General features: G+C 69.4%; 17 protein-coding genes and 1 other annotated feature. Of the genes, 8 read left to right on the top strand and 9 right to left on the bottom strand.

Features of this window, described 5'->3' with window-relative positions; translation table 11 throughout:
• Positions 1 to 238: 238 nt before the first annotated feature.
• The 4 genes from AC3WSN_RS29925 (at position 239) to AC3WSN_RS29910 (ending at position 5,891) form a co-directional block, all read left to right on the top strand.
• Positions 239 to 1,909 (top strand): methyl-accepting chemotaxis protein, encoded by a 1,671-nt coding sequence (locus AC3WSN_RS29925; RefSeq protein WP_492542907.1) that lies wholly within the window; start codon positions 239 to 241, stop codon positions 1,907 to 1,909.
• 65 nt (positions 1,910 to 1,974) lie between these two features.
• Positions 1,975 to 2,030, top strand: a sequence feature (sul1 is cis-regulatory element that is thought to sense ions involved in sulfur or methionine metabolism; They are found in Alphaproteobacteria).
• A gap of 60 nt (positions 2,031 to 2,090) precedes the next feature.
• Positions 2,091 to 3,587: a SulP family inorganic anion transporter gene (locus AC3WSN_RS29920; RefSeq protein WP_492542905.1), complete on the top strand. Its 1,497-nt coding sequence runs from the start codon at positions 2,091 to 2,093 to the stop codon at positions 3,585 to 3,587.
• Between the two features lie 103 nt (positions 3,588 to 3,690).
• Positions 3,691 to 5,004 carry an ATP-dependent protease ATPase subunit HslU gene (gene hslU, locus AC3WSN_RS29915; protein ID WP_192706791.1) on the top strand — a complete coding sequence of 438 codons (1,314 nt, stop codon included), beginning with the start codon at positions 3,691 to 3,693 and terminating at the stop codon, positions 5,002 to 5,004.
• 62 nt (positions 5,005 to 5,066) lie between these two features.
• On the top strand, positions 5,067 to 5,891 hold the full coding sequence (locus tag AC3WSN_RS29910) for an EamA family transporter (protein WP_492543332.1): 825 nt from the start codon (positions 5,067 to 5,069) through the stop codon (positions 5,889 to 5,891).
• A gap of 6 nt (positions 5,892 to 5,897) precedes the next feature.
• On the opposite strand, the gene AC3WSN_RS29905 is transcribed toward AC3WSN_RS29910, so the two are convergent.
• From AC3WSN_RS29905 to AC3WSN_RS29890, 4 genes are all read right to left on the bottom strand, one after another.
• On the bottom strand, positions 5,898 to 6,299 hold the full coding sequence (locus AC3WSN_RS29905) for a PTS sugar transporter subunit IIA (RefSeq protein WP_043351658.1): 402 nt from the start codon (positions 6,297 to 6,299) through the stop codon (positions 5,898 to 5,900).
• Between the two features lie 175 nt (positions 6,300 to 6,474).
• Complete coding sequence (locus AC3WSN_RS29900; protein WP_492542903.1) at positions 6,475 to 6,915, bottom strand: HPr kinase/phosphorylase; 441 nt, start codon at positions 6,913 to 6,915, stop codon at positions 6,475 to 6,477.
• On the bottom strand, positions 6,915 to 8,669 hold the full coding sequence (locus AC3WSN_RS29895; RefSeq protein ID WP_492543329.1) for a stimulus-sensing domain-containing protein: 1,755 nt from the start codon (positions 8,667 to 8,669) through the stop codon (positions 6,915 to 6,917). Before AC3WSN_RS29895 ends, AC3WSN_RS29900 begins: the two co-directional genes overlap by 1 nt.
• Before the next feature lie 68 nt (positions 8,670 to 8,737).
• Complete coding sequence (locus AC3WSN_RS29890) at positions 8,738 to 9,448, bottom strand: response regulator transcription factor (RefSeq protein ID WP_010682252.1); 711 nt, start codon at positions 9,446 to 9,448, stop codon at positions 8,738 to 8,740.
• A gap of 305 nt (positions 9,449 to 9,753) precedes the next feature.
• On the opposite strand from AC3WSN_RS29890, the gene AC3WSN_RS29885 reads away from it, so the two are divergent.
• The 3 genes from AC3WSN_RS29885 to lepA all read left to right on the top strand — a co-directional run bounded on the left by AC3WSN_RS29885 (position 9,754) and on the right by lepA (position 12,910).
• Positions 9,754 to 10,539 (top strand): HugZ family pyridoxamine 5'-phosphate oxidase, encoded by a 786-nt coding sequence (locus AC3WSN_RS29885; RefSeq protein ID WP_492542900.1) that lies wholly within the window; start codon positions 9,754 to 9,756, stop codon positions 10,537 to 10,539.
• A 25-nt stretch (positions 10,540 to 10,564) separates the two neighbouring features.
• Positions 10,565 to 10,801, top strand: coding sequence for a hypothetical protein (locus AC3WSN_RS29880; protein WP_373622302.1), 237 nt, complete (start codon positions 10,565 to 10,567; stop codon positions 10,799 to 10,801).
• Between the two features lie 306 nt (positions 10,802 to 11,107).
• Positions 11,108 to 12,910, top strand: coding sequence for a translation elongation factor 4 (lepA, locus tag AC3WSN_RS29875; protein ID WP_492542898.1), 1,803 nt, complete (start codon positions 11,108 to 11,110; stop codon positions 12,908 to 12,910).
• 107 nt (positions 12,911 to 13,017) lie between these two features.
• Here lepA and AC3WSN_RS29870 read toward each other — a convergent pair whose 3' ends face one another.
• From AC3WSN_RS29870 to AC3WSN_RS29860, 3 genes are all read right to left on the bottom strand, one after another.
• Complete coding sequence (locus tag AC3WSN_RS29870) at positions 13,018 to 13,335, bottom strand: c-type cytochrome (RefSeq protein WP_492542896.1); 318 nt, start codon at positions 13,333 to 13,335, stop codon at positions 13,018 to 13,020.
• A gap of 143 nt (positions 13,336 to 13,478) precedes the next feature.
• A complete protein-coding gene (locus AC3WSN_RS29865) occupies positions 13,479 to 14,762 on the bottom strand; it encodes a PQQ-dependent sugar dehydrogenase (protein ID WP_492542894.1) in 1,284 nt (427 codons plus the stop codon).
• Between the two features lie 170 nt (positions 14,763 to 14,932).
• Entirely contained in the window at positions 14,933 to 16,435 is a 1,503-nt protein-coding gene (locus AC3WSN_RS29860) for an NAD(P)/FAD-dependent oxidoreductase (protein WP_492542892.1), read from the bottom strand.
• Positions 16,436 to 16,679: 244 nt separating this feature from the next.
• Between AC3WSN_RS29860 and AC3WSN_RS29855 the strand changes: the two genes are divergently transcribed.
• Positions 16,680 to 18,467, top strand: coding sequence for a hypothetical protein (locus tag AC3WSN_RS29855; RefSeq protein ID WP_492542890.1), 1,788 nt, complete (start codon positions 16,680 to 16,682; stop codon positions 18,465 to 18,467).
• A 3-nt stretch (positions 18,468 to 18,470) separates the two neighbouring features.
• Here AC3WSN_RS29855 and AC3WSN_RS29850 read toward each other — a convergent pair whose 3' ends face one another.
• Positions 18,471 to 19,700 (bottom strand): molybdopterin molybdotransferase MoeA, encoded by a 1,230-nt coding sequence (locus AC3WSN_RS29850; protein ID WP_492542888.1) that lies wholly within the window; start codon positions 19,698 to 19,700, stop codon positions 18,471 to 18,473.
• Positions 19,697 to 20,188: a cyclic pyranopterin monophosphate synthase MoaC gene (gene moaC / locus AC3WSN_RS29845; protein ID WP_492542886.1), complete on the bottom strand. Its 492-nt coding sequence runs from the start codon at positions 20,186 to 20,188 to the stop codon at positions 19,697 to 19,699. Before moaC ends, AC3WSN_RS29850 begins: the two co-directional genes overlap by 4 nt.

The following is a 20,188-nucleotide window of genomic DNA, read 5'->3' as shown; positions in this document are numbered from 1 at the left end:
GACAGGCGCACCTCTCGGCCAGTGGAGGTCGGGAGGTGCAGGTCGGAGAGCGCCGAGGTTGGTCTTCAAGCAGACGATCGGCCGGATGTTCTATCGCGCGTGGTCCGGGGATTGCCGGACGCCTCTCGGATCTCGCCGGGATTTGTCGGATACCGATATCGCCCCGGGTCTTGAATTAACGACCCCTTGAACAATTGACGCCATTTTGCCTCCAACCACGCCTCAGGGTTGGAATACAATGCAAATCGGCGGAAAGATCCTGGGGTTCGTCGGCGCCTGCAGCCTGACGACGCTGGTCGTGGCCGGTGTCAGCGTCGCGACGCTTCAGAGCTTCGAACGCTCGTTGACCAGGGTCGAGAGCGCCTCGATCCGGTCGCTGAATGCTGCGAACTTCAACCGCCTCGCCGCCGAAGTCACGATGGATTCGCGCGGCGTCTACGCGTCCGCCGACCGGACCGAGGCCGCGAAATACGCCGCCGGCGTCCGCAAGGGCTTGGCCGACATGGACGCGCTGCGGGCCGAGTGGGCGCCGCAGGTGACAGAGGCGGAGCGTCCGCTCTTCGACGCGATGGCGCGCAATGCCGACGCGTTCCGCGCGCTGCGCACGGCCCTCGCCGAAGCGGGCGAGACGGTGAGCCCGCGCGCCGCCGCCGATCTCGGCTTCAACGACGCGAACCGCGCCAACCGCAAGACCTTCCAGGCGAGCATCGACACCCTGGTGAATCAGGGGCGTGCCGAGATGGCGGCGATCAAGGGCGAGACGCAGGCGCTGTTCCAGGCGCGGACGCTGCTCCTTCTGGGTCTCGCCCTCGCCGGAGCCCTGATCTGCGGTGCGCTCGGCCTGCTGGTCGGGCAGCGCCAGATCGCGCGGCCGCTGCGGGCGGTCTCGGACGCGATCCAGCGCCTGTCGCGCGGCGATCACGCCCTGCCGGCCATCAAGCCGGGCCGCGACGAGATCGGGGCGATCTGGACGAGCATGCAGGTGTTCAGCGCGGCGATGCGGGATGCGGAGGCCCTGCGCCAGGATCACGAGCGCATCGATGCCGAGGCGGCGATGCGCAAGCGCGCCGAGATGTCGAGCCTCGCGGACCGGTTCCAGGGCAGCATCGGCGGTCTCGTCGATCATCTCGCAGGCGCCGCGAACGGGATGGAGCGTGCCGCCGCCGCGATGGCCGGCAATGCCGAGCATACCGGCACGCAGTCGCAGGCCGTGACCCGTGCGGCCGAGACGACGGCCCACAATGTCGAGGCGGTCGCGGCCGCGACCGAGGAGCTGGCCGCCACCGCCAGCGAGATCGGGGTCCAGGTGACCCAGACCTCCACGGCTGCCGAGAGCGCCGTCGAGGCGGCGCGCCGGACGCGCTCCAGCGTCCAGGCGCTCGCCCGGAGTGCCGACGGCATCGGGCAGGTCGTCTCTCTCATCTCCACGATCGCAGGCCAGACCAATCTCCTGGCGCTGAACGCCACGATCGAGGCGGCCCGGGCCGGCGAGGCCGGCCGCGGCTTCGCGGTGGTCGCCACCGAGGTGAAGGATCTCGCGACCCAGACCGCCAAGGCCACCGAGGAGATTGCCGGCCAGATCGCCGCCATGCGTGCCGCGACCCACGAGGCGGTCGCCGCCATCGAGGAAATCGGCGGCACGATCGAGCAGGTCCACGGCATCGCGCTCGGCGTCGCCGCGGCGGTGGAGGAGCAGCAGCTCGCCACGCAGGAGATCGCCCGCAGCGTCTCCGAGGCCGCGAGCGGCACCCGGTCGGTCACCGAGACGATGGCGCATGTCCTCGAGGCCGCCCGCCAGACCGGCGCCAGCGCGGCCGAGGTTCTGGACGCCGCCGCCGACATCGCGCGCCGCTCCAACGGCCTCGGCGGCGAGGTCGCCGGGTTCGTGGCACAGGTGCGCGCCGCCTGAGCCGCGGCGGCACTTCGCGGCGATGTTGCATTGCAGCGCCGGGCCCCGTAGGGTCCGGCCATTCGCAAGGACCCGGTGAAAGCCCGGGTGGCTCTTCCGGCCGCCGATCCGCCGGACCACGCATTCGAGACGCTGATCGCTCCGCCCAAGCCGGCGGACCCGCGTCCCGTGCGGAATGTTCATGTCACGCAATATATTCGGAACTGCCGGCCTCCTTCACGGGTGGAGGTCGAACGTGCGTGCCGACGCCCTCTCGGGGATCGTGGTCGCCCTCGCGCTGATCCCCGAAGCCATCGGGTTCTCGGTCATCGCCGGAGTCGACCCGAAGGTCGGCCTCTACGCCTCGGTGGTGATCGCCTGCACGATCGCATTTGCGGGCGGCCGCCCGGCGATGATCTCGGCGGCCACAGCCGCCACCGCGGTGGTGATGGTCGATCTCGTGCGCGAGCACGGCGTCCAGTACCTATTCGCCGCCACCATCCTGATGGGGCTGATCCAGATTCTCGCCGGCCTGCTGAAGCTCGGCCGGTTGATGCGCTTCGTGTCGCAATCGGTCATGACCGGCTTCGTCAACGCGCTGGCGATCCTGATCTTCCTGGCGCAGCTTCCCGAGCTGACCGGCGTGACGCCGGCCACCTACGGGCTGATCGCCCTCGGCCTCGTGATCATCTACGGCTTCCCGCGGATCACGCGGGCGATCCCGTCGCCGCTCGTGGCGATCGCGGTGCTGACCGCGCTCACGGCGGCATTCCACCTCGACGTCCGGACAGTCTCGCATCTGGGCGCCCTGCCCTCGGCGCTGCCGAGCTTCGCCCTGCCCGACGTTCCGCTCACCCTCGAGACCCTGCGGATCCTGCTGCCCTACGCGGTGACCCTGGCGGCGGTGGGATTGCTGGAGAGCCTGCTCACCGCGCAGATCGTCGACGACATGACCGATACCGGCAGCAACAAGAATCGCGAATGCATGGGCCAGGGTCTGGCCAACATGACCTCGGCGGTGTTCGGCGGCATGGGCGGCTGCGCGATGATCGGCCAGTCGGTCATCAACGTCTCGTCGGGCGCGCGCGGCCGGCTGTCGACGCTGGTGGCCGGCGCCGTCCTGCTGGTGCTTCTCGTCGCGCTGCAGGGTCTGCTCACCGTCGTCCCGGTCGCGGCCCTCACGGCCGTGATGATCATGGTCTCGCTGAACACCTTCTCGTGGCGCTCGCTGGCGCAGCTGCGCACCAACCCGCTGCCGTCCTCGGCGGTGATGCTGGCCACCGTCCTGGTGGTCGTGGCGACCCGGGACCTCGCCATCGGCGTCCTCGTGGGCGTGCTCCTGTCCGGCGTGTTTTTCGCCGGGAAGGTGTCGCGGCTGAGCCGGGTGACCGCCGCGCTGTCCGCCGACGGCAGGACCAGGTCCTACTACGTCACCGGCCAGGTCTTCTTCGCGTCGGCCGGCACCTTCACGGACGCGATCGACGTGCTTGAGCCGGTCGAGCATCTCGTGATCGACGTGCACGCCGCGCACTTCTGGGACATCTCGGCAGTCGCCGCCCTCGACCGCGTGGTCCTCAAGGCTCGCGCCCGGGGACGCAGCGTCGAGGTGATCGGGCTCAACGCGGCGAGCGCGACCCTGGTCGAGCGTTTCGGCACGCACGACAAGGCCGGCGCAGCGCCGGCGCTGACGAGCCACTGAGGCGGCTATTCGCGCGCGCGCCGCCCCTTGCGCGCGGCGGCGCGCGACCCCATTCCCGGCGCAGGGCCTGCGTGTCGGGCCGGGGAACAGGGATGGCTAAGCGGTGACGACGTTCTCTCCGCGCGAGATCGTGTCCGAACTCGATCGCTTCATCGTCGGGCAGCACGACGCCAAGCGCGCCGTCGCGATCGCGCTGCGTAACCGCTGGCGCCGCCAGCAGCTCACCGGGCCGCTGCGCGAGGAGGTGGCGCCCAAGAACATCCTGATGATCGGCCCGACGGGCTGCGGCAAGACCGAGATCGCCCGGCGCCTCGCCCGTCTCGCCAACGCGCCGTTCCTGAAGATCGAGGCCACGAAGTTCACCGAGGTCGGCTATGTCGGCCGCGACGTCGAGCAGATCGTCCGCGACCTCGTGGAGGTGGCGATCGGCCTGACCCGCCAGGTGAAGCGCGAGGGCGTGAAGGCCAAGGCGGAGGCCGCGGCCGAGAACCGGATCCTCGACGCTCTGGTCGGGCCCACCGCGAGCGCCGCCACCCGTGACAGCTTCCGCCGCAAGCTCCGTAACAGCGAGCTCGACGACAAGGAAGTCGAGCTGGAACTGACCGCCGGCGCGCCCGCGGGCCTGCCGATGTTCGAGATTCCCGGCATGCCGGGCGCGTCCATGGGTGCGATCAACATCGGCGACATGCTGGGCAAGGCCCTCGGCGGCCAGCGCGGCAAGCCGCGCCGCGTCCTGGTCCGCGACGCTTACGCGCCACTGATGGCCGAGGAATCCGACAAGCTCGTCGACGACGAGGCGCTGGTGCGCGAGGCGATTCGCGAGGTCGAGAACAACGGCATCGTCTTCCTCGACGAGATCGACAAGATCTGCGCCCGCGAGGGCCGCGCGTCCGGCGATGTCTCCCGGGAAGGCGTGCAGCGCGACCTGCTGCCGCTGATCGAGGGCACGACGGTCGCTACCAAGCACGGCCCGGTGAAGACCGACCACATCCTGTTCATCGCCTCCGGCGCCTTCCACGTGTCGAAGCCTGCGGACCTGCTGCCGGAGCTTCAGGGGCGTCTGCCGATCCGGGTGGAACTGCAGCCGCTCACCGTCGACGACTTCAAGCAGATCCTCACCACCACCGAGGCGAGCCTGATCAAGCAGACCGTCGCCCTGATGGAGACCGAGGGTGTGACCCTCGCCTTCACGGACGACGCGGTGGACGCGCTCGCCCGCGTTGCCGTCGAGGTGAATTCCTCGGTGGAGAATATCGGTGCCCGGCGGCTGCAGACGGTCCTGGAACGGGTGATCGACGAGATCTCCTTCACGGCCACCGACCGGTCGGGCGAGACCGTCCCGATTGATGCCGCCTATGTGCGGGCCCGGGTGCAGGATCTCGCGGCCAACGCGGATCTGAGCCGGTTCATCTTGTGAGCACCCTCGGGCGGGGCGCCCCGTCCGCAGTCGCGCTGTCGGTCGCGGCCCTGGTCACCGGCATGGTCTCGCTCCAGTGCGGGGCGACCTTCGCCAAGAGCCTGTTCCCGGCCGTCGGTGCGGCCGGGACCTCCGCGCTGCGGGTCGGCTTCTCGGCACTGATCCTGATTGCCGTATGGCGGCCGTGGCGACGGAGCCTGCCGGCGCGGGAGGCGGGCTGGATCGCGCTCTACGGCGCGGCCCTGGGGCTGATGAACCTGCTGTTCTACCTCGCCCTGGCGCGGCTGCCCCTCGGGCCGGCTGTGGCGATCGAGTTCGCCGGGCCGCTGGCGGTCGCGCTGATCGCGTCGCGGCGCCGGTCCGATTTCCTGTGGATCGGCCTCGCAATCCTCGGGCTGATGCTGCTCCTGCCGATCGCCGCCACCGACGGGCTCGACCCCGTCGGAGTCGCGCTGGATCTCGGGGCGGCGCTCGCCTGGGCGCTCTACATCCTGTTCGGCCAGCGCGCCGGCCGAGTCGATGGCGGCCAAGCGGTCTCGCTCGGCATGTTCACCGCCGCGCTCGTGGTGGCACCTTTCGGGGTGGCCGAGGCGGGGGCGAGCCTCCTCGCACCCGGAATCCTGCTCTCAGGTCTCGCGGTGGCGATCATGTCGAGCGCCCTGCCCTACTCGCTGGAGATGACGGCCCTTCGCCGCCTCGATCGGAAGAGCTTCGGCGTGCTTATGAGCCTGGAGCCGGCCGTCGCGGCCTGCGCCGGCCTCGTGCTGCTGGGTGAGCGAATCAGTGCCGTTCAATGGCTCGCGATCGGCCTCGTCATCGCGGCCTCCGTGGGAATCACCGTCGGTTCGCGGCGATCCGCACCCCAGGCGGCGATCCTGGAGACGTGAGCGGCGCTACTTGCCGGCGAGAACGCGCGAGGCGACGTTGATGTACTTGCGTCCGGCTTCCTGGGCGTGAAGCACGGCGTCGCCGAGCTTTTCCTCATCGCGGACGCTGGCGAGCTTGATCAGCATCGGCAGGTTGATCCCCGCGACGACCTCGACCGAACCGCCGTTCATGCAGGAGAGCGCGAGATTGGAAGGCGTGCCGCCGAACATGTCGGTCAGCACCACCACACCCTCTCCGGTATTGACGCGACAGACCGCGGACATGATGTCCCGTCGTCGCAGCTCCATATCGTCCTCCGGCCCGATCGTGATCGTTTCGATCTGATCCTGCGGGCCGACCACGTGCTCCAGAGCGGCCTTGAACTCGGTCGCCAGCAGCCCGTGAGTGACGAGCACCATGCCAATCATCGACACGTGTTCCAACGTCCTGTGTGTGCTGCCATGTTGTGCATCGCACAGCCCCCCACAAGGCGAACGCGACTTTTTTGCCCGGACATTGCTGTGATCATGCCATGGCTGCCGCGTGCGCGCCATGGGGGCATACCACCGTTGCGCGACTCGGCGCACCTGTGCGGCTGCGAAGTCACGGCTGTGCTTTTCGCAGCGCCGAACGGATGATCAGCGGCGCGAGGCCCGCGCAACGCACGCCGGCGTCCAGGACGACCCGCGGGAGACTGACCCCAAGGACGATCGCGGCGTCGGCCGGTTCAGGAAGGCGCGGCACCTCCGCGACGAGATCGACCGCGAGTTGCAGGACCGTCTCGGCCCTTGTCTCAACGCCGAGATCGGCGAGCGCCAGGATACCCTGCCCCCGCACCTCGACCCGGCCGGCCAGCGCGAGATGAGGCCGAGCCACGAGCCGCCCCTCCTCGACCGCGCATACGACCCGGTCGTCCGCCACGAAGGTTCCATCCTCGCCGGACGCGAGCAGCAGCGCCAAGCTCGACTTCCCGGACCCGGACTCGCCGCGGACGAGGATCCCAGCGCCTCCGAGCGTGCAGCAGGCGGCGTGGAGAACGATCATCAGGCGTGAAGCTGGCGGGGCGCCGCCGGCAGGCGCACGATGAAGCGCGCGCCGCGGATCGTCGGCTCGCCCTCCTCGTCGGGTGCGCCGGGACGGTTCTCGGCGCGGATTGTCCCGCGATGCGCCTGGACGATCTGGCGCGAAATCGACAGGCCCAGACCCGAATTCTGGCCGAAACCCTGCTCGGGACGGTCGGTGTAGAAGCGCTCGAAGATCCGCTCCAGCGCATGCTCCGGAATCCCCGGCCCCTCGTCCTCGCAGACCAGCTCGACCTCGCCCCGGACCCGCCGCAGCACGACGCGGACCTTGGCGTCCGAGGGCGAGAACGAGCGCGCATTGTCGAGGAGGTTGTTGACGACCTGTCCCAGCCGGCTGTCATGGCCGATGATTGTGAACGGCGCATCGAGGTCCGATGCCGTCGCCTCGACGTCGAGCTGGATGAGGCAGTCCTTGGGCCGGCGTCGCTCGTTGGCCACAGACACGACCGTGGTGAGCAGCCGCCGCAGGTCGACCCGGCGCGCCTCCGCCCGGGCCAGCTCGGCATCGAGGCGCGAGGCGTCGGCAATGTCGCTGATCAGCCGGTCGAGGCGCTTCACGTCGTGCTGGATGATCGCCATCAGCCGCCCGCGCGAATCGTCGGTCTTGGCGAGCGGCAGGGTCTCCACCGCGCTGCGCAGTGAGGTGAGCGGGTTCTTCAGCTCGTGGCTGACATCGGCCGCGAAGCTCTCGATCGCGTCGATCCGTCGGTACAGCGCCTGGGTCATGTCGCGGAGCGCCCCGGACAGGTGCCCGATCTCGTCGGTGCGCTCGGTGAAGTCCGGGATCTCCTCGCGGGTCTTGATCCCCATGCGCACCTTCTCGGCGGCCTCCGCGAGGCGCCGCACCGGGCCCGCGATGGCGCCCGCGAGCAGGAACGACAGCACCACCATCACGGCCGAGGCGACCAGGAAGACCTGCAGGAGGCCGAAGCGCTCCGAGGCGATGACGCGGTCGATGGCGTCGCCCTGCGTCGAGATGAGTAGCGCGCCGCGGACCGAGCCGGCCCGGTGGATCGGCACGGCCACCGAAACGGTGGTCTCACCGAGCTTGTTGCGCCGGACGAGGCTGCCGCGGTTGCCGCCGAGCGCGGCCTGGACCTCGCGGAGCGAATGGCCGTTGACCGGACCGGTCTCCTCGGCCTGCTCGGTGCGGCTGCGGAACAGGCCACCGAGCTTGGTCTGGATCGTCTCGAAGGCGGATTCGAGCATACCCGGCTTGTGCGGCTTGGGCTCGAGCGGATCCGGCCGCCCGGCATCGCCGCGCTTGAACAGGGTGCGGGTGTCGAACAGGAGGCCGCCCTCCTGGTCGTAGACCCGGGCGCGGTTGCCGGTGGGGGTGACGAGGCGCGAGAGGAGCGGCGCCACCTTCTCGGGGTTGAGCGAGAAGGCGAGCGGCTGCGATTCCTCTTCCACCGCCTCCCCGGCCTGCTGCTGGAGCAGCTTGTCGGGATCGATGCGGATCGTGTCGGTATCGACGGACGCGGAAGCCGCGATCGCCCCCGCGATGATCTCACCCTGGATGGCGAGACTCTGGATCCGGGCCTGGATGAGGCCCTGGCGGAACTGGTTGAGGTAGAGGAACCCGACGAGCAGCGCGATCAACCCGACGAGGTTGAGGACCACGATGCGGCGCGTCAGGCTCGACGAGGCGCGCTGGCCGACCGCGTCCCAAAGGGCGCGGGGCCAACCGAGCGGACGGGACAGGGCTTGGGCCAGCGAGGGACGGGCCGGGGCATCCTCGGCCTGGGCGGGTATGCGGGCGGACACGCGGCGGATCCTGAAGATCACGCCTCCTTGAACCGGTAGCCGACGCCGTAGAGCGTCTCGATCATGTCGAAGCTCTGATCGGTCACCTTAAACTTCTTGCGCAGCCGCTTGATGTGGCTGTCGATGGTGCGGTCGTCGACGTAGACCTGATCGTCGTAGGCCGCGTCCATCAGGGCGTTCCGGCTCTTCACCACGCCGGGACGCTGCGCGAGGGCCTGGAGGATCAGGAACTCCGTCACCGTCAGGGTGACGGGCTCACCCTTCCACGTGCAGGTGTGGCGCTCCGGATCCATCATCAGCGCCCCGCGCTCCAGCGAGCGGGCGGCGACCTCCTCGGCCCCGCGCGGCGTGGCGCCGGGGGCCTCCTTGGCGAAGCGGCGCAGGACCGCCTTCACCCGCTCCACGAGCAGCCGCTGCGAGAACGGCTTATGGATGAAGTCGTCGGCGCCCATCTTGAGGCCGAACAGCTCGTCGATCTCCTCATCCTTCGAGGTCAAAAAGATCACGGGAAGGTCTGATTTCTGCCGCAGGCGTCGGAGAAGCTCCATTCCGTCCATGCGCGGCATCTTGATGTCGAAGATCGCGAGATCGGGCGGCGAATGCCGCAGACCGTCCAGGGCGGAGGCGCCGTCCGTATAGGTCTGGATGCGGTAGCCTTCGGTCTCAAGCGCGATCGACACCGACGTGAGGATGTTCCGGTCGTCGTCGACGAGGGCGATGGTCGGCATGCGCGGTCCCTGACTGAACGGGCTCAGGCGCGGTCCCGGCTCAACGCACAGGCCGCGCCACGTCCCGGCCCCCGAGGGGCAGGCGGACACGCGAGACAGACCGGTTTTGGCACAGCCCGGCTCGCGCAAAGGGACAGGTGCTTTAGTACGGCCGATCGGAAAAAGCGAGCGGCGGTCATAGCTTGGCCGTAACGTCGGTGGTCGCGGCCGATCTGACGCGGTCCCGCCGCCTCGCGCGCCGTCAAGGGCGCCGCTAATGTGGCGGCGGACACGGGCTGCGCTCGCAACGGGGGGAGAGTGCGCGAATGAGCGAGACGATCGAGACCGGATCTGGACCGGGCAGTCCGGCGCGGCCGCTCCCGGCCGAGGCCGCACCGTTCGACGCGATCGGCCTGTCGCGCACCCTCCTGCGCAGCATCCGCTCCGGTGCACTCGCGACGCTCGATCCGGACGGCACGCCCTTCGCCTCGCTGGTCACCATCGCCACCGACACGGACGGCACGCCGCTGATGCTGCTGTCGCGGCTCTCGGCACATACCCGCAACCTGCTCGCGGATCCCCGCTGCTCGCTGCTGTTCTCCCAGGGCGGAAAGGGCGACGCCCTCGCCCATCCCCGGCTGACCGTGGTCGGGCGCGCGGCCCAGACCACCGACGCCCGTGTCCGGGACCGGTTCCTGGCCCGGCACCCGAAGGCCAAGCTCTACGCCGACTTCCCAGATTTCGGCTTCTTCGCCCTCGATCCGTCGGCCGGCCACCTCAACGGCGGCTTCGCCAAGGCGGCGACGCTGACGCGGGACCAGCTGCTCCTCGATCTCGCCGGCGCGGACGCAGTCGTGGCGGGCGAGCGCGGCGCCGTGGAGCACATGAATGCCGATCACGCCGACGCGCTGGCGCTCTACGCCGCCGGATCGGGTGCGGACGCCGGCCTGCCCTGGCGACTCACCGGCCTGGACCCCGAAGGCATGGACCTGATGGCAGGCGATCGCACCGCGCGAGCCCTGTACCCGGAGCGCGTCACCGACATGGGTATGCTGCGCAAGAGCCTGGTTGCCATGGCCGCGCAGGCACGCGCGACCGGCACTGAGGCCTGAGAGCGCAAGGACTTCAAGAAGGGGCATGGCGAAAAGTCGCCGGATGCCCCATATCGGGCGCATGAGTGAGACGCAGACAGATACCTACCCCTTCAGCCTCGATGTGGAGCCGGTCGGCGAGAGCGGCTCGTTGTTCCAGTGGAGCATCCGCAAGCACGGCAAGCTGCACCAGCGCTCGGACCGGAAGCATCCGACCGAGGCCAAGGCGCGCTCCCACGGCGAGGCCGAGATCGAGCGCCTGATCCGCGACCGCGGCCGCTGAGCGGCCCTTCGCTCGTCAGCGCCTGACACGTCCTTGAACCGGGGGCCGGACTGTTCCGGCCCCCGTTGTTCGTCTGACCCGACCGTCAGTTCCGTCCCCGCAATCGAGCGCGGACGTGCCGCCGAGCCGGCCGAGCCGCCCCGGAACGTCGGTGCGGGACCTTCAACCGGGCTGCGCGTCCCGGTCGGCGGTCAGGCCGCGCTTGGCGCCTTCCCGCCGCGCTGCTATCTCGCGCTTGAGCCGCTCCATCTGAACACGTCCCGACGTCAGACGGTGCGCGCCGGCGCGCGCCCCAACGGAATGCCGATGACAGCCCCGATCGACACCATCCGCAACTTCTCGATCGTCGCGCATATCGACCACGGCAAATCGACCTTGGCCGACCGGCTGATCCAGGCCACCGGCACCGTCGCGCTGCGCGACATGAGCGAGCAGATGCTCGACTCGATGGACATCGAGAAGGAACGCGGCATCACCATCAAGGCGCAGACCGTGCGCCTGGAGTACAAGGCTGCAGACGGCAAGGACTACGTCCTGAACCTGATGGACACGCCCGGCCACGTGGACTTCGCCTACGAGGTCTCGCGCTCGCTCGCCGCCTGCGAGGGCTCGCTGCTGGTGGTGGACGCCTCCCAGGGCGTGGAGGCGCAGACGCTCGCCAACGTCTATCAGGCGCTCGACGCCAACCACGAGATCGTCCCGGTCCTCAACAAGGTCGATCTGCCGGCCGCCGAGCCGGATCGGGTCAAGGAGCAGATCGAGGAGGTGATCGGCCTCGACGCCTCCAACGCCGTGCCCATCTCGGCCAAGACCGGGCTCAACATCGAGGCCGTGCTGGAGGCGATCGTCACGCGACTCCCGCCGCCGAAGGGCAAAAGCGACGCGCCGCTCAAGGCGCTTCTCGTGGACAGCTGGTACGACGCCTATCTCGGCGTCGTGGTGCTGGTGCGGATCATCGACGGCACCCTCAAGAAGGGCATGACCATCCGCATGATGGGCGCGGACGCGGTCTACGGCGTCGACCGGATCGGCGTGTTCCGGCCGAAGATGGCCGATATCGATGCCCTGGGTCCCGGCGAGGTCGGCTTCTTCACCGGCTCGATCAAGGAGGTGGCCGACACCCGCGTCGGCGACACCATCACCGAGGACAAGCGCCAGACCACCGAGATGCTGCCGGGCTTCAAAGAGGTCCAGGCCGTGGTCTTCTGCGGCCTGTTCCCGGTGGACGCGGCCGAGTTCGAGAACCTGCGCTCGGCCATGGGCCGGCTCCGGCTCAACGACGCCTCGTTCTCCTACGAAATGGAGAGCTCGGCGGCGCTGGGCTTCGGCTTCCGCTGCGGCTTCCTCGGACTGCTGCATCTGGAGATCATCCAGGAGCGGCTGGAGCGCGAGTTCAACCTCGACCTGATCTCCACGGCGCCGTCGGTGGTCTACCGCCTCAAGATGCGCGACGGCGAGGTGAAGGAACTGCACAACCCGGCCGACATGCCGGACATCATGAAGATCGAATCGATCGAGGAGCCCTGGATCCGCGCCACGATCCTGACGCCCGACGAGTATCTCGGCGGCGTGCTCAAGCTCTGCCAGGACCGCCGCGGCGTCCAGATCGACCTCAACTACGTCGGCAAGCGCGCCATGGTGGTCTACGACCTGCCGCTGAACGAGGTCGTGTTCGATTTCTACGACCGGCTGAAGTCAATCTCGAAGGGCTACGCCTCCTTCGACTACCACGTCTCGGATTACCGCGAGGGCGACCTCGTGAAGATGTCGATCCTGGTGAATGCCGAGCCGGTGGACGCCCTCTCGATGCTGGTCCACCGCACCCGCGCCGAGTCGCGCGGCCGGGCGATGTGCGAGAAGCTGAAGGACCTGATCCCCCGCCACCTGTTCCAGATCCCCGTCCAGGCGGCGATCGGCGGCAAGATCATCGCCCGCGAGACGATCAAGGCTCTGTCCAAGGATGTCACCGCCAAGTGCTACGGCGGCGACATCTCGCGCAAGCGCAAGCTCTTGGACAAGCAGAAGGAAGGCAAGAAGAAGATGCGCCAGTTCGGGCGCGTCGAGATCCCGCAGGAGGCGTTCATCGCCGCCCTGAAGATGGACGATTGAAGCACGCTGTCGTTGCGAGCGGAGCGAAACAATCCAGCTGCGCGACGCTCGTCGACGGCCCGCTGCCCTGGGTTGCCTTGCTCCGCTCGCAATGACGATGGTGCCGCTTACCCCGGCGGTAGCACATCGATCTGGATGCCCGAGTAATACGCTGCGAGATTCGCGATATCGGCGTCCGACAGATCCTTCGCCACCACGTTCATGATCTCGTTCTGCCGCTTGCCGTCGCGGTAGTCGGTGAGTTGCTTGACGAGGTACGGCTCGACCTGTCCGGCGAGGTTCGGCGCCTCAGGCAGCTTCGAGAGCCCATCCATCCCGTGGCAGGTCTGGCAGGCGGTCGCGCGCTTCCTGCCCGCGGCGGAATCGCCGGCCTGGGCCGCGAGCGGGACGAGGGTGGCAATCAGGACGAGAAGCGGACGGATCATTTCGGGCTCGGATTGCGCAACGGTACTCTCCTCCCCCTTGTGGGGAGGAGTTGGAGGTGGGGGTGGTGCGGGAGGCACCGCAGCGCCTTACCGGAACCACCCCCACCCTCGATCCCTCCCCGCAAGGGAGAGGGAAGACCCCCTTACTTCTCGTACGAGATCCGGTAGATCGCCCCGGCGGAATCGTCCGAGACCAGCAGCGACCCGTCGAGCATCACCGCGACGTCTACCGGGCGCCCGAGATACTCGCCGTCGCCGGTAAGCCAGCCCTCCGCGAACGGCTTGACCGACTCGACCTTGCCGTCGGCGCCGAGCTTGGCGAACATGACCCGGGCGCCCACCGGCTCGGTGCGGTTCCACGAGCCGTGCTCGGCGATGAAGATCCCGCCCTTGTACGCGGCCGGGAACTGCTTGCCGTTGTAGAAGGTCATGCCGAGATCGGCCGCGTGGGGCGGCAGTTCGGCCATCGGCGCGACCGCGTCGGCCGGCGGGGCCTGGTCCTTGTACTCGACCGTGCGAACGGCGCCGCCGCCGAACCACGGGAAGCCGAAGGTCTCGCCCGCCTTGATGGCGTGGTTCAGCTCACCCGGCGGCTTGTCGTCACCCATGCCGTCGACCTGGTTGTCGGTGAACCAGAGCGTCTTGTCGGTATTGAAGTCCATCCCGACCGAGTTGCGGATGCCCGTGGCGTAGACCTCGCGGTTCTTGCCATCGGCGTCGATGCGGATGATGCCGCCGATGCCGGTCTTCTTGTAGAGGTCCATCTTCTCGGCGGGCGGCACGTTGTAGGGCTGGCCGAGCGCGATGTAGGTCTTGCCGTCCGCCCCGACCCGGCAGACCCGGGCGGTGTGGTTGAAGCTCTCCTCGGCGGCCGGGATCAGCTCGCCCTGCTTGACCAGCACGCCGGCGGCGACGTCCGGGTTCTCGTAGAAGAACTCGGCGGCCGGGAAGGCCAGCACCCGATTCTGCTCCACGACGGTGAGGACGCCGTCCTTCGAGAAGCAGACGCCGTTCGGGATCTTGAACTCGATGCCCGGCGCGAAGGGACGGACCTCGTCGGCGACGCGATCCTTGTCGCGGTCGGTCACCGTGTAGATCTTGCTCTTGCGCGTGCCGACGAACAGCACACCGGCGTTGGGGCCGACCGCGATGGAGCGGGCATCCGGAACGACGGCGTAGAGATCGATCTTGAAGCCGTCGGGCAGCTTGATCTTCGACAGGTTCTTGCGGATCGCGTCGGCCCGCCGCCCGGTCTGCGGGACCTCGGCGGCGGCCTGGGTGTTGGTGCTATGGAAGCCCTGGAGCTTCTCCAGATCGTCGGTCTTGGCCTTGGTCTCGGCAGGGGCGGCGCCCTGCGCCAGGGCGGGCAGCACCGCCGCCGGCATGGCCACGCCCGCGAAGAGCGCAGCGAGAAGCAGAGATCGCATCGATGAATTCCTCCCGGCGGCCCTTGAACCAGGGCGTCGCCGAGAGGCAACGATAGAGGCGCGGCAGGGGCCGGCAAGCCGCAGCGGTGACGCGGCCCAAGCCCTGTCGCCTGCCACAGGGTTTCCGGATGGCGCCTCGGTGGAGCCGAGCCGGTCGAGCAGAACCGGCTTCAGGCAACCTTGCGCGGAACGAGGCGCTCGCTGCCCAGCGCGGCATCGGCTCCGGAGACGCCCGCCTCGGTGTACTCGGCGTCCTCGTTGACCCGCCAGACATCGTGCCGGCGCCGACCGCAGAGGATGTTCTCCACGGTCAGCATCGCGGTCATCATCGCGTGGTCCTGGTTGTTGTACTTGTGCATGCCGTTGCGGCCGACGAGGTGCAGGCTCGGGAAATCCCGCTCCAGCTCCCGCCGCACGGTGGCGACGTGGGCCGCATAATCCTCGTCGTAGACCGGGTAGGCCTTGGGCTGGCGGACAACGCAGGCATCGACGACGTCGGCCGGGTCGATCAGGCCGATCTGACCGATCTCGCGCTTGGCGAGCGCGACCAGCTCGGAATCGTCCGCGCTCCAGAGGCCGTCGCCCTCGAAGCAGAAATACTCCAGGCCGAGGCAGGTATGGTCCGCGTCCGGCACCATCTCGGGCGACCACGAGCGGAAGTTCTGGACGCGGCCGACCTTCACCGACGGATCGTGGATGTAGATCCAGTTGTCGGGGAAGTTCTTCTGCGACTTGGCGATCAGCGCCACGGTGAGGAAGTCGCGGTACTTCAGCGCCCGGGCGTTGAAGGTGCTCAGCGGCCGAGGCCGGATCGCGTCGACCAGCTCCCGCACCGGCGCGGAGGAGATCACGTGCCGGGCCGTGAAGGTCTCGCGGCTGCCGTCGGCGCGACGGGCCGCCACTGTCCAGATGCCGGTGCCGGCATCGTAGCTGAGGGAATCGACGCTGCGATCGAGGTGGAGCTTCCCGCCCTGAGCCTCGATCTTGGCGGCGGCCGCCTCCCACATCATGCCGGGTCCGCGGCGGGGATAGCGGAACGACTCGATCAGCGTCTTGATGACGGGACCGCCGGTCTTGACCGGCTTGCGCAGGCCGAGCGAGCGCTTGAGCCCGTCGCGGATCGCCGCGCCGAGATCGAGGCCCTTGATGCGCTGCGCGGCCCAATCGGCCGAGATCGCGTCGCACGACATGCCCCAGACCTTCTCGGTGTAGGTCTTGAAGAAGATCGAGAACAGGCGCTCGCCGAACTGGTTGCGGACCCAGGCATGAAATGTCTTCGGGTCCTGCGTCGGCCGCAGCCGGGCATAGAGGTACGAGGCGACGCAGGCCGCGCTGGTAAGCAGGCCGAGGTTCCGGAGCGCCTCGAAGGCCTTCAACGGGTAGGCGTAGTACCGGCCGCGATAGTAGATCCGCGACAGGCGCGGCCGCTCGATGAAGTCATTGGGGAGGATCTCGTCCCAGAGATCGACCACGGCCTGCGACTTCGAGAAGAACCGATGGCCACCGATATCGAACAGGTAGCCGTTGTACGAGACCGTGCGCGAGATCCCGCCCACCTGAGCGGGATCCCGCTCCAGGACAGTGACGGACCGACCCTGCTTCGACAGCAGGTAGGCGGCGGTGAGGCCCGCGGGCCCAGCGCCGATCACCAGCGTCTCGGTGTGGTGGCTCATCCCCTGCTCCGGCGGTTCGTGGGTCGCACGACGCGCGAAGCGCCGACCTGCCGAGAGCATGGGTCTTCGTGGTTAAGGAATCGCTGGCAGGACCATCGGTGTTGCGGCGACCGATAGGGTCTGCGGCCGCGCCGTCTAGCGCCCGTGAGCGCGGCAGACAGTCGGTCATCCTTGACGCCGTGTTAAGTCCGCCTGACCGACGATGCGCGCCAAGGCACCCGCCGCCCGCTCAGGGTGACCCATCGTGACCGCCTCAGCGCAGACCAGCACCCGGGTGCTCCCCCGCCTCGACAGCCGGACCGCCCTCTGGATCGTCGTCGGACTGTGCGTCGCGATGATGAGCACGCCAGAGGCCATCTGGGCTACGATCCGGCACCTGCGCGTGCCCGACCCTGACGATGCCATGCGCCTCGTCGGGGTCCGTGATCTCGTGTCCGGCCAGGGCTGGTACGACACCGTGCAGCACCGCTTCCTGCCGCCGGACGGCGTGCCGAGCCACTGGTCGCGCCTCGTGGATGCGCCGATCGCCGGAATGATCCTGGCACTGACGCCGCTGGCGGGTCCGGCACTGGCCGAAGGCCTGACGGCCGCGCTGTGGCCGTTGCTGCTGTTCGGGCTGTATGGCTGGGTGCTCTACCGCTGCGTCCGGCACAGCTTCGGCGAAAGGGCGGCCCTTCTGGCGGTCATTGTCGCGACCCAGACATTCGGAGTCACGATCCAGTTTCAACCGGGACGTGTCGATCACCACAACGTCCAGATGATCGCGCTGCTCGGCTTGGCCGCTTGCATGATCCGCGGCGGCTTCCGGTGCGGGCTGATCGGCGGCGTTTTGGCTGCTCTGTCGCTGGCGATCGGGCTGGAGGGCCTGCCCACCGTCGCGATGGCGGCCCTGTATCTGGTCGGCGACTGGTGCCTGCGCGGCCGGCCCGCGCGGCCGACGTTGTCCGGGTTCGGCTTCGGGCTCGGGGCGGCGGCACCGCTCCTGTTCACCGCCCAGACCTCACCCGACCTGTGGGCCGTCCTGCGATGCGACGCGCTCTCGCCACCCTGGCTCTTCCTCGCGTCGGCCGGCCTGATCTTCGTCCTTGCAGCCAATTGGGTCGGCGACCGCCTCGCCACGATGGCCAAGCGCGTGACCCTGGCGACGCTGTGCGGCGCGATCCTGCTCGTCTGCTTCGCCTTGGTGTTTCCGGCCTGCCTGGGTGGGCCGTTCCCGGGCATGCCGCCCTTAGTGCGCGACCATTGGCTGCTGACGGTCAACGAGATGGCCTCGATGCGGAAGCTCGTCGCGCAAGGCCAGTGGGAAGCACTGGTCTTCCACCCGGTCGTGGCGCTCGCGAGCCTCACCGCCGCCTGGATGGCGTGGCGCGGCCGCGCGCGGCGCGCCTGGTCGGTGGCGGCCGTGTTCCTGTGGCCCGGCCTGATCCTCGGATTTTTCCAGTTCCGCGGCCTCTACATCGCCTCCGGATTCGTGCCGCTGGTTGCGGGAGCCGTGCTCGACCGCGCCCTGACGCAGGTGGCAGAATCCGGAACCGGCATGCGCCGCTGGAGCTTCGCGCTCCTCGGCGGCGGGATGGTGAGCACGCTCTGGATGGCGCCCGCGCTCCTGGGTGAGGTTCTGCTCCCGGCCTCGCGCACGGCGCCCGATCCCGGCGGCGCCGCGGCGTGTCAGAGCGATGCGGCGCTGAGGCCGCTGGCCGCCCTGCCGCCGGGCACGGTCCTGGCGCCGATCTTCCTGGGACCGTCGATCCTGCTGCGCACCCCGCACAGCGTTGTGGCCGCTCCGTACCACCGCGCCATCCCGGGTCTCACGGCGGCGATCGAGGGCCTGGGCGGCACCGAGGCGGACCTCGATCGCGTGCTGACGGCGTTCCGGATCCGCTATCTCGTCGCCTGCCCGACGCGGCCGGCCGACGACCTCCAGGCTGAGCCCGCCTTCGCGACGCGGCTCGCCCGCGGTGCGGCGGAATCCGACCGGCTCGCACCTGTGGCTGTGCCCGGTCCGCTAAAGGTCTGGGAAGTCGCGCGCTGAGCGTCAGAGCAGGCGGCGGTCGAGCCGGATGATCCGGCACGGATCGCCGGCCTTGGCGGACGGCTCGTGAGGCGCACGGATCAGCAGCGCCTCGGAGCGGCCGAGCACCGCCAGCATCGAGGAATCCTGACGCTGCTCGGGCGTCGCCACGGGCAGCCGGCCCGGCTCGAGAGCGAGGCTCGCCCGCATGTAATCGGCGCGGCCGTCATTGGCTGGGAGATCGCGGCCGAGCGTCGCCGGCTCGCTGCGATCGGCCCCGGCTTGCGGATCGCCCTGGAGCGCGCGGATCGCCGGGACCACGAACAGCAGGCCGCAGACGATGGACGAGACCGGATTGCCGGGTAGCCCGATCACCAGCATCTCGCCGAGGCGGCCGTGCATCAGCGGCTTGCCGGGCCGGAGCGCGACGCGCCAGAAGCCGAGTTCCAGCCCTTCCCGGGTGAGCGCCGCCTGGACGAGATCGTGATCGCCGACCGAGGCGCCGCCGAGCGTGATCAGCAGGTCGGCCCGCGCCGCGCGCGCGCGCCGCAAGGCATCCTCCAGGGCGCCGTGATCGTCCGCCGCGATGCCCAGATCGATGATCTCGGCACCGGCCTCCGCCGCCAGGGCGGCAAGCGCGAGGCTGTTCGACGCGACGATCTGGTCCCAGGCCGGCGTCGCGCCGGCTTCCACCAACTCGTCTCCCGTCGCCAGGATCGCGACCCGGGGCCTGCGCCGGACAGGCAGGCGCGGGTGGCCGGCCGCGGCCGCCAGGGCCAGGCGGCGGGCATCGAGGCTGTGACCCGCGATCAGCAGGGTATCGCCCGCGGTGAAATCCAGGCCGGCACGGCGGATGAAGCGGCCGGGCTCGACCGCTTCGAGGACACGGACAATTCCGTCCTCGGCGCGCGCGTCTTCCTGGATCAGGATCGCGTCGGCGCCGTCCGGCACCGGCGCACCGGTGAAGATCCGCACCGCTTCGCCCGGCCCGATGCGCCCGGTGAAGCCGTGACCGGCCGCGCTGGCGCCGATCACTCGCAGCCTGGCCTCGGCACGATCGGCATCGGCGCTGCGCACCGCGTAGCCATCCATGGCGGAGGCGGGGAACGGCGGTTGGGTCCGCGACGCGACGATGTCGGCAGCGAGCGTGCGGCCGGCGGCTTGAGCCAGGGGTACCGTCTCGGCCTCTACCGGGCCGGTGACACTCGCCAGGACCCGCGAAAGTGCCTCGGCGACCGGGATCAGGCCGCTCATACGGCAGGGGCCCGGTAGGCGCCCGACCGGCCGCCATCCTTGGCAATGAGCCGGATGCCCTCGATCCGCATGCCGCGGTCCACGGCCTTCACCATGTCGTAAACGGTGAGACACGCCACCGACACGGCGGTGAGGGCCTCCATCTCGACGCCGGTCGGGCCCTGGACCCGGACCTCGGCGGCGATGCGCAGGCCGGGCAGCGCGTCGTCGGGCTCGATCTCCACCCGGACCTTCGACAACAGCAGCGGGTGGCAGAGCGGGATCAGCTCGTGGGTGCGCTTGGCCGCCATGATCCCGGCCAGCCGCGCGGTGCCGATCACGTCGCCCTTCTTGGCGTCGCCCTCGCGGATCAGCGCCAGGGTCGTGGGCTCCATCACGATGAGGCCCTCGGCACGGGCGGTACGATCGGTGGCGGGCTTGTCGGTGACGTCGACCATGTTGGCCGCGCCACTGGTATCGAGATGGGTGAGCGTCGTGCCCGGCTGCAT

The sequence above is a fragment of the Methylobacterium sp. FW102-HT35C08 genome, assembly GCF_058790235.1.
The sequence above is the reverse complement of the archived record's forward strand: the minus strand, read 5'-3'. Positions and strand labels throughout refer to the sequence as shown.